The organism is Streptomyces sp. 8N114, assembly GCF_052245835.1.
In the GTDB taxonomy this organism is placed as follows: domain Bacteria; phylum Actinomycetota; class Actinomycetes; order Streptomycetales; family Streptomycetaceae; genus Streptomyces.
In genome coordinates this window covers 58,117-71,670 of sequence record NZ_JBQQBT010000025.1, presented here as the reverse complement: position 1 = coordinate 71,670, position 13,554 = coordinate 58,117, and the positions used below count along the sequence as shown (strand labels likewise).

11 protein-coding genes are annotated in these 13,554 nt (G+C 70.5%); 5 read left to right on the top strand and 6 right to left on the bottom strand.

Annotation, left to right across the window (positions count from 1 at the left end):
- Window positions 1-67: 67 nt before the first annotated feature.
- Window positions 68-757 carry a snapalysin gene (snpA, locus tag ACTWQF_RS31465; protein WP_443283136.1) on the bottom strand — a complete coding sequence of 230 codons (690 nt, stop codon included), beginning with the start codon at window positions 755-757 and terminating at the stop codon, window positions 68-70.
- A 244-nt stretch (window positions 758-1,001) separates the two neighbouring features.
- Here snpA and ACTWQF_RS31460 point away from each other — a divergent pair, with 244 nt between their 5' ends.
- Window positions 1,002-1,976: a LysR family transcriptional regulator gene (locus ACTWQF_RS31460; RefSeq protein WP_443283135.1), complete on the top strand. Its 975-nt coding sequence runs from the start codon at window positions 1,002-1,004 to the stop codon at window positions 1,974-1,976.
- Between the two features lie 21 nt (window positions 1,977-1,997).
- Here ACTWQF_RS31460 and pepN read toward each other — a convergent pair whose 3' ends face one another.
- Window positions 1,998-4,652 (bottom strand): aminopeptidase N, encoded by a 2,655-nt coding sequence (gene pepN / locus ACTWQF_RS31455; protein WP_443283134.1) that lies wholly within the window; start codon window positions 4,650-4,652, stop codon window positions 1,998-2,000.
- Window positions 4,653-4,843: 191 nt separating this feature from the next.
- Between pepN and ACTWQF_RS31450 the strand changes: the two genes are divergently transcribed.
- The gene (locus ACTWQF_RS31450) at window positions 4,844-5,482 is read left to right on the top strand and encodes a mycothiol-dependent nitroreductase Rv2466c family protein (protein ID WP_443283133.1); all 639 of its coding nucleotides are present in this window, start codon (window positions 4,844-4,846) and stop codon (window positions 5,480-5,482) included.
- 127 nt (window positions 5,483-5,609) lie between these two features.
- Here ACTWQF_RS31450 and ACTWQF_RS31445 read toward each other — a convergent pair whose 3' ends face one another.
- Window positions 5,610-6,257: a superoxide dismutase gene (locus ACTWQF_RS31445; RefSeq protein ID WP_443283132.1), complete on the bottom strand. Its 648-nt coding sequence runs from the start codon at window positions 6,255-6,257 to the stop codon at window positions 5,610-5,612.
- 219 nt (window positions 6,258-6,476) lie between these two features.
- Window positions 6,477-7,931: an amino acid permease gene (locus ACTWQF_RS31440; protein WP_443283131.1), complete on the bottom strand. Its 1,455-nt coding sequence runs from the start codon at window positions 7,929-7,931 to the stop codon at window positions 6,477-6,479.
- 411 nt (window positions 7,932-8,342) lie between these two features.
- Here ACTWQF_RS31440 and ACTWQF_RS31435 point away from each other — a divergent pair, with 411 nt between their 5' ends.
- Complete coding sequence (locus ACTWQF_RS31435; RefSeq protein ID WP_443283130.1) at window positions 8,343-8,948, top strand: biotin transporter BioY; 606 nt, start codon at window positions 8,343-8,345, stop codon at window positions 8,946-8,948.
- A 104-nt stretch (window positions 8,949-9,052) separates the two neighbouring features.
- On the opposite strand, the gene ACTWQF_RS31430 is transcribed toward ACTWQF_RS31435, so the two are convergent.
- The gene (locus ACTWQF_RS31430) at window positions 9,053-10,561 is read right to left on the bottom strand and encodes an amino acid permease (RefSeq protein ID WP_443283129.1); all 1,509 of its coding nucleotides are present in this window, start codon (window positions 10,559-10,561) and stop codon (window positions 9,053-9,055) included.
- Window positions 10,562-10,766: 205 nt separating this feature from the next.
- On the opposite strand from ACTWQF_RS31430, the gene ACTWQF_RS31425 reads away from it, so the two are divergent.
- Window positions 10,767-11,252 (top strand): ribose-5-phosphate isomerase, encoded by a 486-nt coding sequence (locus ACTWQF_RS31425; protein ID WP_443283128.1) that lies wholly within the window; start codon window positions 10,767-10,769, stop codon window positions 11,250-11,252.
- Window positions 11,253-11,255: 3 nt separating this feature from the next.
- Window positions 11,256-12,089 (top strand): Fpg/Nei family DNA glycosylase, encoded by an 834-nt coding sequence (locus tag ACTWQF_RS31420; RefSeq protein WP_443283127.1) that lies wholly within the window; start codon window positions 11,256-11,258, stop codon window positions 12,087-12,089.
- Window positions 12,090-12,165: 76 nt separating this feature from the next.
- On the opposite strand, the gene ACTWQF_RS31415 is transcribed toward ACTWQF_RS31420, so the two are convergent.
- Window positions 12,166-13,419 (bottom strand): GNAT family N-acetyltransferase, encoded by a 1,254-nt coding sequence (locus ACTWQF_RS31415; RefSeq protein ID WP_443283126.1) that lies wholly within the window; start codon window positions 13,417-13,419, stop codon window positions 12,166-12,168.
- Window positions 13,420-13,554 lie beyond the last annotated feature (135 nt).

Genomic DNA, 13,554 nt, shown 5'->3' with positions numbered 1-13,554 from the left:
CAGCTGCATCGGGAGGATCAGCCGACAGTGCGGCTCACGTGTGGCTCAACTGAGGCTCACGTGCGGCTCACTTGAAGAGAGCGGTCTTCTCGAACGTGACGTCAGCCACACCGTTCGCCCACAGCTGCTCGACCTTCGCGCGCTCGGCAGCGTCGGGCTGGTCGTTGGTGCAGGACGGGCCGGGGCCGCCGCCGGACATCAGTTCGCTGCACGGGCCCTCGTAGTGGTCCGGCAGACCCAGCACATGGCCGGTCTCGTGCGCGACGACGCGGTTGGAGTCGTACTCCTGGTTCTGCGCGTAGTCCAGGAAGATGTAGCCGCTGCCGTGCCCGTCGGTGGACGCGTAGCTGCCGCGCGGGTCGTTCCCCTCGCGGTAGTCGAAGGTGGCGCCGCCGCCCTCGGCCAGCTTCACGTTCGAGACGGCTGAGTTCCACACGGAGGTGCTGTTGGCTATCTGGTTGCGGAAGGTGGGCGCGCCGCTGGCGTCGTAGTTGATGGTGACCTGCTGGATGCCGGGCTTCTCGGCCTGCTTCTTGAGCGCTGCCTTGACGATGAGCTTGAAGAACTTCTCGTTCTCGCGCTGGTTCTCGCCGGTGAAGCCCTGTGTGGTGGGGGTGGCGTGGGAGGCCGCGTCGGAGTGGGTGGCGGACGCGGTGGAGGCGCCGTCCAGGGCCGTGGCGGGTGCGGCACCCAGGCCGAGAGCGACGGTCACGCCCAGGCCGAGCGCCGCTGGAAGAGCCGGTCTGCGGTATCTCATGGGGGGTCTCTCCTCGAATTCCGAGGGACCGGCGCCGCTCTGGGATGTTGGCGTGGGGGGCGCCGCCGGTCCCTCCGGACGGATTCCTGCTGCGGGAGAGTGTGTTCGAGCGCGCGGCGTTCCGGAATGATGCCAACTGCCGATAGGACCGGTGAATCCCCCCGCGCCGCACGGCCGTTCGCGGCACGTTCACCGGCCCGCCGCTCTCTGGTGTGGCGCGCGACCCCGCCGTTATGCTCCGCGTGTGGAGCTCGAAGTGAGGCACCTTCGTGCGCTGTGTGCGATCGCCGACACGGGCAGCGTGCACAAGGCGGCCCGCCAGCTCGGCATGACGCAACCCTCGCTGACGACGCAGCTCAGGCGGATCGAGCAGGCCGTCGGCGGCCAGCTGTTCAACCGCGAGCGCACCGGCAGCAGGCCCACCCCGCTCGGCCGCACCGTCCTCAACCGGGCCCGGCCGATCGTCGCGCAGATGGCCGAACTGATCCGCGAGGCCAAGGACGCGGCGGGGCTCGGCCATGCCGGACCCGGGGCGCGGCTCCGGCTCGGCAGCACCGGCAGCAGAGCCGTCCCTGGCTGGCTGCGCCGCCTGCACAACCGGCTGCCGGACACCGACATCACCTTCCAGACCGATGTCTCCGCGAACACGCTGCTGCGGATGGTCGCGGGCAACCAGCTCGACGCCGCCTTCGTGCACGAGGTGGAAGGCTCGCCGCTACGGGTGCCGGACGGCGTCGAACTGCGCGTGCTGGTGCGGCGCGAACCCCAGTTCGTCGCCGTGCCCGCCACCCATCCCGCGGCGCGGGCCGGGCGGGCCGTCGCCGTCGCGGAGCTCGCGGACGAGAAGTGGATGGTCGACCCGTCGGTCGACGGCGACTGGGACGGGCTGCGGCGGGTGTTCGCCGCCGCGCGGATCGATCCTCGGGTGGTGTACGGCGACTATCTGTCCGCGGGCGATCTCGTCGCCGCGGGGGAGGTCGTCACGCCGTGCCAGCCGACGTCGCAGCCACGGCCGGGCATGTCCATCGTCCCCCTGGCAGGTGATCCGCTCGGGGTGCGGCTGGTGGTCGGGTTCCGGCGGGGGTGGGGGCTGGGCGCCGAGTGCGATGCCGTCTTCGACGACTTGCGGGCCTCCTACGAGGAGGTGGCCCGGGGCAGCCCCGCCTACGCCCGCTGGCTGTCGGCCCAGCAGAACCCCGGGCTTCCCGTGGTGGCCTGAGCGCGGGCGCCCCCTCGCCGGTTACGCCCCGGCGTCCGCGCGTTGGGCGCGCAAGGCGCGGGCCAGGTCGTCACGGGACTCCGCGACGAGGCGCCGGAGCGCTGGCGCGGCGTGCGGATGCCCGGCCAGCCATGCGTCGGCGGCGTCCAACGTGGCCTGGTCACCCTGCGCGGCGGGGAACAGGCCCCGCACGATGGCCATGGCGATCTCGATCGACCGCGTGGCCCAGACGGACTCCAGCGCCTCGAAGTACCGGGGCGCGTAGGGCGCGGTCAGCCCGGTCTGCCCGGGCTGGTCGAAGCCGGAGATCGTCGCCTCCACCAGCGCGTTGGACAGCGCGTCGGACTCCACCACGGAGGCCCACGCCTGTGCCTTCACGGCGGCGGAGGGCCGCGCGGCCAGGCACCGCACCTGGTGCCGCTTGCCGGAGGCGGTGTCGTCCCGCGCCAGCTCGGTGTTCAGAACCGACTCGTCGGCGAGGCCCTCGGCGACGAGCGGCTCCAGGAAGGTCCAGCGCAGCTCCTGGTCGACCTCCAAGCCGTCGATCCGCGCTGTCCCGTCCAGCAGCCCTTGCAGCAGGCGCAGTTCCTGCTCGCCGGAGGCGACGGACGCCAGGAAGCGGGCCCAGGCCAGCTGGTGCCCGCTGCCGGGCTCGGCCTGCCGCAGCTGGGTGACGGCGCCTTCCGACAGCAGCCGCCCGCCCTCGGCACGCCAGGCGCGCGCCGTGTAGCGGTCGAGGGCCAGCTTGGCCTGGCCGTGCAGCATCTGCAGGACGCCGATCTCGGTTTCCCCTCCGGCGAACCGGAGCACCAGACCGACGAAGTCCCGCGCGGGCATCAGCCCGTCGCGGGTGAGGTTCCACACGGCGGACCAGCACAGTGCGCGCGCCAGGGGATCGGTGAGCTCGCCGAGGTGGTCGCGCAGCGTCGCCAGGGAGACCTCGTCGAAGCGGACCTTGCAGTAGGTCAGATCGGCGTCGTTGACCAGCACCAGGTCAGGCCGTTCGGCGCCGGCCAGCTCGGCGACCGGGGTACGCGGGCCTGCGACGTCCACCTCCGTATGCGCGTACCGCTCCAGGGCGCAGCGAGACGGATCGCGGCGGTAGAGGCCGACGGCGACCCGGTGGGGGCGCAGGGTGGAATGCGCTTCGGAGGCGGCTTCCTGGAGGACGGCGAGCTCGGTGACCCGGCCGCCCGCGTCGTAGGTGAGCTGCGGGGTGAGGGTGTTGACCCCGGCGGTCTGGAGCCATGCCTTGGACCACTCCGCCATATCGCGTCCGGAGGTCTCCTCCAGCGCTGAGAGCAGGTCCTCCAGCCGGGTGTTGCCCCACTGGTGGCGCTTGAAGTAGCGCCGGGCGCCCTCCAGGAAGGCGTCCCTGCCGACGTAGGCGACGAGTTGCTTGAGGACGGAGGCGCCCTTGGCGTAGGTGATGCCGTCGAAGTTGAGCTTGGCGTCCTCCAGGTCCCGGATGTCGGCGGTGATCGGGTGCGTGGAGGGCAGCTGGTCGGCGCGGTAGGCCCAGGACTTACGGCGGTTGGCGAAGGTGATCCAGCCGTCGCTGAAGCGGGTGGACTCCACCAGCGCGAACGCGCCCATGAAGTCCGCGAAGGACTCCTTGAGCCACAGATCGTCCCACCACTCCATGGTGACCAGGTCGCCGAACCACATATGGGCCATCTCGTGCAGGATGACGTTGGCCCGGCCCTCGTACGAGGCGTCGGTGACCTTGCCGCGGAAGACGAACTCCTCGCGGAAGGTCACACAGCCGGGGTTCTCCATGGCGCCGATGTTGTACTCCGGCACGAACGCCTGGTCGTACTTGCCGAACGGGTACGGGTAGTCGAAGTGGTCGTGGAAGAAGTCCAGACCCTGTTTGGTGACGGTGAAGATGTCGTCGGCGTCGAAGTAGCGCGCCAGCCCCTTGCGGCAGAGGGCACCCAGCGGGATCTCCAACTCGCCCGCCCGTCGCCCGCCACCGCCCACACTGGACTGAGCTTCGCTCAGGCCCCTCTTGTCCTCGAAGCTGCGGCGGTAAGTGTCGGTGACGTAGTGGTACGGGCCCGCGACGACAGCGGTGATGTACGTCGAGATCGGCTGGGTGCGGGCGAAGCGCCACAGCGCGGAGGCTCCGTCGTCGACCGGGCGCGGCTCGCCCTCCTGCACGCCGTTGCTCAGCACCGTCCAGCGCGCGGGCGCGGTGACGGTGAAGTCGAACGGGGCCTTCAGATCGGGCTGTTCGAAGTTGGCGAAGACGCGGCGCGCATCGGCCGGCTCGTACTGGGTGTAGAGGTAGACCTCGCCGTCCTCAGGATCGAGGAAGTGGTGCAGGCCCTCACCGGTGCGGCTGAAGGCGCACTGCGCGTCGATCGTCACCTCGTTCGAGGCCCGCAGCCCGGACAGGGTGATACGGGCGCCGTCGAAGATCTCCTCGACGTTCAGCGACTCGCCGTTGAGGGTGACGGAATGCACGTGCGGCGCCACCAGGTCGACAAAGGTGGTGGCGCCCTCCTCGGCGCTCGTGAACGTGATCGTCGTCGTCGAGCGGAAGGTACGCGGTCCCGTGGCGGGGGGCGGTTCGATCGCCGAGCGCAGGTCCAGCGCCACGTCGTACCCGCTCACGGTCAGCAGCGCTGCCCGCTGCCGGGCCTCCGTGCGGGTCAGGTTCTCTCCGGGCACGCGGCGCTCCCTCTCCTCATCGGCTGCGGCCCCAGGCCGGCGGGGCGGACCGCATGGTCGACAACCTGCTCAGGATCGCACGCGGTACTGACACGGCATACCCGGGAATGCGATCGGCCGCCCGGTACGTTGTCGGCTTTCGAGATCACGTTTGAAACTGCCGATCACCGCCGCACTGCCGAGGAGAAGCCATGCCGGAGAAGACGCCCGCCGATTTCTGGTTCGACCCGCTCTGCCCCTGGGCCTGGATGACCTCGCGCTGGATGCTCGAGGTGGAGAAGGTCCGCCCGGTCGAGGTGCGCTGGCATGTGATGAGCCTGGCCGTCCTCAACGAGAAGCGGCTGGACGAGATGCCCGAGGAGTACCGGGACAATATGCGGCCCGGCGGCAAGGCCTGGGGCCCGGTCCGGGTCTGCATCGCGGCCGAGCAGGAGCACGGCACCGAGGTGCTGGGCCCGCTTTACACCGCGCTCGGTACCCGCGCCCACCCGGGAGGGCGGTCGCTGGGCCGGGACGTGATCCTGGAGGCCCTGGAGGAGGCCGGGCTGCCCGCCTCGCTGGCGGACGCCGCCGACTCCGACGCTTACGACGCCGCCTTGCGCCTCTCGCACGAGGAGGGCATCGGGCTGGTGGGCCAGGAGGTCGGTACACCCGTCATCGCCGTGCCGGGCGCGGACGGCGGCCGGATCGCCTTCTTCGGCCCGGTGGTCACCCCGGCTCCCAAGGGGGAGGCCGCGGCCAAGCTGTGGGACGGCACCCTGATGGTGGCCTCCATCCCCGGTTTCTTCGAGCTCAAGCGCACCCGTGACATCGGCCCGATCTTCGACTGAGCCGGCTCGCCCGGAGCGCGAGGGCCCCTGCGTGTGTCCCGTCCACGCAGGGGCCCTCTCCGTCTTCCGCCCCCGGAACGGTGAGAAGACGATCACGAGGGAGGAAGTCCGTGGCGGCGCCGTACGGTTACGGCGCCAGCAGCAGGTTGTTGGCGCGCTCCTTCGCGGAGGCGTGACGGGCCGCGACATCCTGCCAGTTGACGACGCGCCACATGGCCTCGACGAAGTCGACCTTCTGGTTGCGGTACTGAAGATAGAACGCGTGCTCCCAGGCGTCGAAGACGAGGATCGGCACCGAACCCTGGCCGACGTTGCCCTGGTGGTCGTAGATCTGCTCGACGATGAGCCGCCCGGTGACCGGCTCGTACGCCAGCACGCCCCAGCCCGACCCCTGGGTGGTGGCGGCCGCCTTGGACAGCTGGGCCTTGAACTTGGCGAAGCTGCCGAAGGACTCCGCGATGGCGTCCGCCAACTCGCCGGTGCCGTCCTTCTCCAGCGGTTCGCCGCCGCCGTCGCCGGTCATGTTCTGCCAGTAGATGGTGTGCAGGATGTGCCCGGACAGATGGAAGGCGAGGTTCTTCTCCAGCCCGTTGACCGCTCCCCACTGGTCCTTGTCACGGGCTTCCGCCAGCTGTTCGAGGGTGTCGTTGGCCCCCTTCACATACCCGGCGTGGTGCTTGTCGTGGTGCAGCTCGATGATCTCGCCGCTGATGACCGGCTCCAGTGCGGAGTAGTCGTACGGCAGCTCCGGCAACGTGTAGGTCGCTGTCGACATGCCCTCTCACCCTTCGGTCGCTATTGCATATTACTTGCAATAAGAAGTTAGCAGCAAGAGAGCGCAAAAAAGCGGAGCGCCCCCAGCGCGCTGGGGGCGCTCCGCCCGTCGTGTCTCGGCCCGAAGTCCTAGGCCGGGCCGGATCGCTGAGGCACCGTCAGGCGAGCGCGCGGCCGGCACCGGCATACGGCTCAGGCAGCCTCAAGAGCTCGACGCTCGTCAGGCGTCCTCCGGGATCGGCGTACGCGGCCGCCTGCGCTGCCTCAGGTATCCGACGGCGGCCAGCACCACCGTCAGACCCGCGGTGAAGCCCAGCTGGGTGCGGGTGTCGCCCTCGCGCAGCATCAGCAGCAGCACGGCCGCGATGCCCGCCAGCGCGACGATGGTCAGCGCGGGGAAGAGCCACATCCGCACCACCAGCTTCTCGGGCGCCTCGCGCTCCAGCCGGTTGCGGGTGATGAGCTGCGAGACGGCGATGAAGCCCCACACCACCAGGGTGGCCGCGCCGACCATGTTCAGCAGCCACTGGAAGACCGTCTTCTCCCAGAAGATGTTGAACAGCACCGCGACGAAGCCGAAGAGGGACGAGGCGATCACCGCGTAGCGCGGCACCCCCTGGGCGCTCACCCGGTTCAGGAACGCCGGACCCTCGCCGCGCTCCACCAGGGAGTAGGACATCCGCGAGGCGCCGTAGATGTTGGCGTTCATCGCGGACAGCAGTGCGATCAGCACCACCACGTTCATGATCTGTGCGGCGGCTGGAATGCCGACGTAGTCCAGCACGGCGGCGTACGGGCCGGAGAGCACCGACTTGTCGTGCCACGGGATCAGCGTGACGATCACCAGCATCGAGCCGACGTAGAAGAGCGCGATCCGCCACACCGCCGTGCGTACCGCCTTGGCGACGCCGGAGACCGGCTTCTCCGACTCGGCCGCCGCGATCGTCACCGTCTCCAGGCCGCCGAACGCGAACACCGAGGCGAGCAGCCCCACGATGAGTCCGTCGGCGCCGGCGGGGAAGAATCCGCCGTCGCCCGTCAGATGACTGGCCCCCGGCGAGTCGGTGCCCGGCAGCAGCCCGGCTATCGCGAGCACGCCGAGCACCAGGAAGGCGCTGATGGCCAGCACCTTCACCGCGGCGAACCAGAACTCGTACTCGCCGAAGTTGCGCACCTGCGCCAGGTTGGTGGCGCAGAAGGCGAGCATGAACAGCGCGACCCACATCCACTGTTCGGTCTCGGGCAGCCAGCCCGTCATGATCTTCGCCGCGGCTGTCGCCTCCGTGGCGATGGCCACACACAGCAGCGTCCAGTAGATCCAGCCCGCGGTGAAACCCGCCCAAGGTCCTAGGGCCCGCTCGGCGTGGACGGAGAAAGAGCCGGAGGCCGGGCGGGCCGCCGACATCTCGCCCAGCATCCGCATCACCAGCATCACCAGTGCGCCGGAGGCCGCGTAGGCGAGGACGATCGAGGGACCGGCGGCGGCGATGCCCGCGCCGGAACCGACGAAGAGCCCCGCGCCGATGACACCGCCGAGGGCGATCATGGACAGGTGGCGCTGCTTGAGGCCGTGCGCCAGGGAGCGGCGGGAGGGGTCGGTCCCGTCCGGCGGTCCGGTGGGCCGGGTGGGCTCGCCGGGGGAGTGTGGCGCGTCGGAGGTCTCGGTGCGCGTCATCAGTGGCCGTTCCTGGAGTGTGTGAGGTGGTGAACGGGGAACAGAGCGGTTCGGGTGCTCCCACAGCTTTCGGGGAAACTGCTGCCGGCGCCGCTGTGGACACCACTGTGGGCATCGGCTGTGGGCACCGCTGTGGGCACATTCTGGGCAGGCCGCTCCGGTACAGCAATAATCGTGCAGTGCTTTCCGCATTGCGGACAGTCCCTTTTCGGCGACGGACCGCGGCAGAGCGGGGTGAGCCGAGGTGAACAGGGCTGAGCAGGCCCTGCGTGCGCCGGCACTGTCACCAAGCTCACGCCCCGCTCACGCTCGGCGCACGAGTGGTTTCGGCTAGCGTCGTCGGGCACGAGGCCGTCGTCTTGCGCGCCCGTGCCTGCTTCTACCAGCTCGCACCCTTCACGGAGATGCCAGATGAGTGCCCTCACTTCCGCAGCCACACCGCGTCCAGGAGCCGTGCTCGCGGATCTGCTGCCCGCCTCCAGCACTGCTCGCGCCCGGGTCCGGGATGTCGCACTTGTCGTCGGCGGCGCCGCGCTGACCGGGATAGCCGCCCAGCTGTCGGTGCCGATCCCGGGTTCCCCGGTGCCGGTCACCGGCCAGACCTTCGCCGCGCTGCTGGTCGGCGCCGGGCTGGGCGCCGGACGCGGCTTCCTCGCCCTGGCGCTGTACGCGGTGGCGGGGATGGCCGGGGTGCCGTGGTTCGCCGAAGCGTCCGCCGGGGTCGGGATGCCCTCGCTCGGCTATGTGTTCGGCATGCTGCTGGCCGCCGCCGCAGTGGGCGCGCTGGCCCGCCGCGGCGGTGACCGTGGCGTGCTGCGTACGGCCGGGACGATGGCCGTCGGCATGGCGGTGACCTACGCGATCGGCGTCCCCTACCTGGCGGTCTCCACCGGTATGTCGCTCGGCGAGGCCGTCGCCGCCGGGCTGGTGCCGTTCCTGGTCGGTGACGCCGTCAAGGCCGCACTGGCGATGGGCGCGCTGCCCGCCGCCTGGAAGCTGGCCGGCCGCAAGGGCTGACTCCTCCGCCTGCATCGGGCACACCCGCCTGCAGGGGCTGACATCCGCTCGTTGTGAGGGCCCGGCGTCGTACGGCGCCGGGCCCTCACACATGGTGCGGAGGGTCAACTGCGCGAGGATTCCGGCGTGCCCGCAGCGTCCAGCGGGTCGGCCTCGGCGGCAGGCTTCGGCACGGACGGCGCGCCCTGCTGCCCGCTCGCCCCCTGCTGGACCCGGCCCTTGACCAGCGAGGCCACCAGCACCACGGCGGCGACGGCCAGCGAGAGGATCATCTGGGTGCGCCCGTCGGGGTCGGTGAACATGTAGCCGATCACGAAGACGATCAGGGCGATGGTCGCCCAGGTCAGATACGGATACAGCCACATCCGCACCGTCAGCAGCTCCGGGGTCTCCCGCTCGATCCGGCGCCGCATCCGCAGCTGCGAGGCGCAGATGACCAGCCAGACGAAGAGCGCGACGGCGCCGGAGGAGTTCAGCAGGAACTCGAAGACGGTGTCCTTGGCGATGTAGTTGAAGAACACCGCGACGAAACCGAACGCCACCGAAGCCAGGATCGCGGTGGTGGGCACGCCCCGCCCGTTGGTGCGGCCGAAGGAAGCCGGCGCGTCCTTGCGCTCACCCAGCGAGTAGGCCATCCGCGAGGCGGTGTAGAGCCCGGAGTTCAGACAGGACAGCACGGCGGTCAGTACGACGATGTCCATCACGGTGCCCGCGTACGGGATGTCCAGCGCGTTCAGCACCGCCACGTACGGGCCGTCGGTGGCGATGGCCTTGGAGTCCCACGGCAGCAGCGAGACGATCACGAAGATCGAGCCGAGGTAGAACAGGCCGATCCGCCAGATCACGCTGTTGACCGCCTTGCGCACGGCGGTGACCGGGTTCGGCGACTCGGCGGCGGCCAGCGTGACGATCTCGCTGCCCATGAACGAGAAGACGACCAGCAGCATGCCGGAGAGGATCGCTCCCGGCCCGTTGGGCAGGAACCCGCCCTGGCCGGTCAGGTTCTCCATGCCCGCGAAGTGGTCGGCGGGCGGCAGGCCCACGAAGGCGATCAGCCCGACGACTATGAACGCGACGATCGCGACGACCTTGATCCCCGCGAACCAGAACTCGAACTCGCCGTAGGACCCGACCGAGATCAGGTTGGTGCCGGTCAGCACCACCATCACCAGCAGGGCCCAGCCCCACTGCGGTACGTCGGGCACCCAACCTTCCAGGATCTCCGCGGCCGCCGTCGCCTCCACGGCGAGCACGACGGACCAGAAGAACCAGTACAGCCAGCCGATCGTGAACCCGGCCCAGCGGCCCAGTGCCCGGTCGGCGTAGGTGGAGAACGAACCGGAGGTCGGATCTGCGGCGGCCATCTCGCCGAGCATCCGCATCACCAGGACGACGAGCAGCCCGACCAGTGCGTAGGACAGCAGAATGCCGGGGCCCGCGTCCGCGATGCCCGCTTTCGATCCGACGAACAGTCCGGCGCCGATCACGCCGCCGATGGCGATCATGGACAGATGGCGGTTCTTGAGACCCGCCTGGAGGCCGTCCCCCTCCTGGGCGGATGGCGGGCCGTGCGGCGGCTTCCCCGACGAACGCGGGGTGTGCTGAGAACTCATGGGGCAGCCGGCTCCTATGCGTCGTTCACGGATTGAGCGATCACATGTAACGGCCCGTACCGCTCCCGATGGAAGAGGTGAATCCCGATTGTTGCCTACGGAACATCGGGGAAACAGTGCGTATGACTCAGAAACACATCTCGCTACGTCTGGTAACCGCGCCCTGCGCGGCCCCCGGGCCGACGGGGATGGCACACTCTGCGTCATGCGCGTGTACCTCGGCTCCGACCATGCCGGTTTCGAACTGAAGAACCACCTCGTCGAGTGGCTCAAGGCCGCGGGCCACGAGCCCGTCGACTGCGGCCCCCACATCTACGACGCCGAAGACGACTACCCGCCCTTCTGCCTCCGCGCCGCGGAGCGCACCGTCGCCGACAGCGGCTCCCTCGGCATCGTCATCGGCGGCTCCGGCAACGGCGAGCAGATGGCCGCCAACAAGGTCCCCGGCGCCCGCTGCGCCCTGGCGTGGAGCACCGAGACCGCGGCCCTGGCCCGCGAGCACAACGACGCCAACCTGGTCAGCGTGGGCGCGCGGATGCACACCACCGAGGAGGCCGTCTCCTTCGTGGAGACCTTCCTGAACACCCCGTTCTCCGAGGGCGAGCGTCATCAGCGGCGTATCGGAATGCTCGCCGACTACCAGCGCACCGGTGAGCTGCCGCCCGTCCCCGCCCACCACCCGCAGTCCTGAGTCGTGCCCGAGGGTCACACCATCCACCGGCTCGCGCGCGATGTCGCGGACCGCTTCGCGGGGCACCCGCTGGACGCCTCCAGCCCGCAGGGCAAGTTCGCGGACGGCGCCGCGCTGCTGGACGGGGCGGCGCTGACCGCCACCGAGGCGCACGGCAAGCATCTGTTCCTGGGCTTCGGCCCACTCGGCTGGGTGCACATACACCTGGGCCTGTACGGCACCCTCCGCTTCGGTGAGGGCCCGCCGCCCGCGCCCGTGGGACAGATCCGGCTGCGCCTCGCCACCCGCCCCGGCGTTCATCCCGAGGGTCCGCTGCACTACGCCGAGCTGCGCGGGCCCACCCGGTGCGAGCTGCTGACCGCGCCGGAGAAGCAGGCGATCAGCGACCGGCTCGGTCCCGACCCGCTGCGCGCCGCCTCGGACCCCGAGGCCGCCTGGGCGCGGATCTCCCGCAGCCGCACCAGCATCGCCGCGCTGCTGATGGACCAGAAGATCGTCGCCGGGGTCGGCAACGTCTACCGCGCCGAGGTGCTCTTCCGGCACGGCATCGACCCGTACCGCGCCGGACGCGATCTCACCCGCGCCGAATGGGAAGCCGTCTGGTCGGATCTGGTCACACTGATGACCGACGGGGTGCGTAAGAACCGCATCGACACCGTGCGCGACGAGCACACCCCCGAGGCCATGGGACGCCCGCCACGGGTGGACGACCACGGCGGCGAGGTCTACGTCTACCGCCGGGCAGCCCAGCCGTGTCTGGTGTGCGGCAGCCCCGTCGCCACCGCCGAACTCGCGGCCCGCAATCTGTTCTGGTGCCCGACCTGCCAGCGCCGCTGACGGGCTCGCACGGGGCTGGTCCTCTTTCACGGGACGGAAGCGGCACGCACGCCCGAGGGGGACGGCCGCGGCCCTCTCAGAACCCGTGCGGCAGCCACGGCTGTACCTCGCTCGCGAAGGCCGCCGCCGTCGCCCGCAGCGCCCCTGAGCCGGGCCGCTCCTCACACACCAGCCCCGCCCCCGCCAGCGCCGTCAGCGAGACACCGCCCAGATAGGCGCGCCCCAACTCCCGTACGGACAGCGACAGGTCGGCCGCGTCGCGGGTCGGCTCGCACACCGCACCCTTCTCGTCACCTGACAGCCGCCAGCGCCCGGTGTTCCACGGGCAGAACGTGTCCTCGACATCGAGCACCACGTCCACCGGGGCGCCATAGCAGCGGGCCGCCAGTGCGGCACCGACGTCCACCGGGCGCAGATACAGCGAATCCCCGACGGCTGTCCCGCACCGGCGCGGGTCGTTCACCAGGTGCAGCCACGGATCGTCCAGGGGCCGGTTCTCGGCGACGATGGCCGTCGTCAGGTCGATGCCCCACAAAAACTGCCAAAGGGCGGCATATCCGGCCGGATCGAGCGCCTCCAGCTCCCGCAGCCGCACCTCTCCCTCCGCCGCGTCCGCATCCGTCCAGTGCGGCTTCACCGCATAGCGGGCGTACCCCACCGGCTCACCGTCGCGCAGCACCACCACACAGCGCAGCGGCGAGGCCTGCTCGCGGTCGCGCTCCGGGTCGAGCAGCGGCACCCGCTCCCATCCCGGGCCCCGCTCGAGCATCCCCGGACGCCGCGGCACCGCCCGCGCATAGACGGCCTCGCACTCCTCCAGCAGCGACGCCGCCTCGTCCGACTGCCGCAGCCGCAGCCCGTCCGCCTCCGCCGCCAGGGGCGCGGGCAGCTCCAACTCCACCCTGCTGGTGTCGATACGGGCCGAGAGGAAGCGGGATGCCAGCCCGTACCCGAAGCGGCCGTAGATCACCGGTTCGGACGCCGTCAGAACCGCCAGCGGCTCGGTGCCCGCCGCCCGCACGTCGTCCAGCTGACGCCGCATCATCGAGCGGAGCAGGCCGCGCCTGCGGTGCGTGGGCGCCACGCTCACCATCGTCACCCCGGCCGTCGGGACGACGGCGCCGCCGGGCACCGTCATCCGGAAGGACAGCAGCCCCGCCGTTGCCACCGGCCGGCCCTCGTCCCAGACCCCGATCGACCGCTCCACCTCGGTCAGCGAGCGGTACAGTTCCCGCTCCTCGGACGACTCCTGGGAGACGAACGCGCTCAGCAACACGTCGTACCAGGCGTCCCACTCCGACGGCTGAAGAACCCGCGGTTCCTTTGTCATACGGCCATCACTAGCAGTCAGTTCGAACGCGGGCGAACGTTTTTTGTCCGCGGGCGCGCCGCCCCCTGTGTGCGCGGAGCGCCCGCACGCCCCCTGACCGGTGCCGGGAATCGACGGGCCGCCGAACGGGTGGCT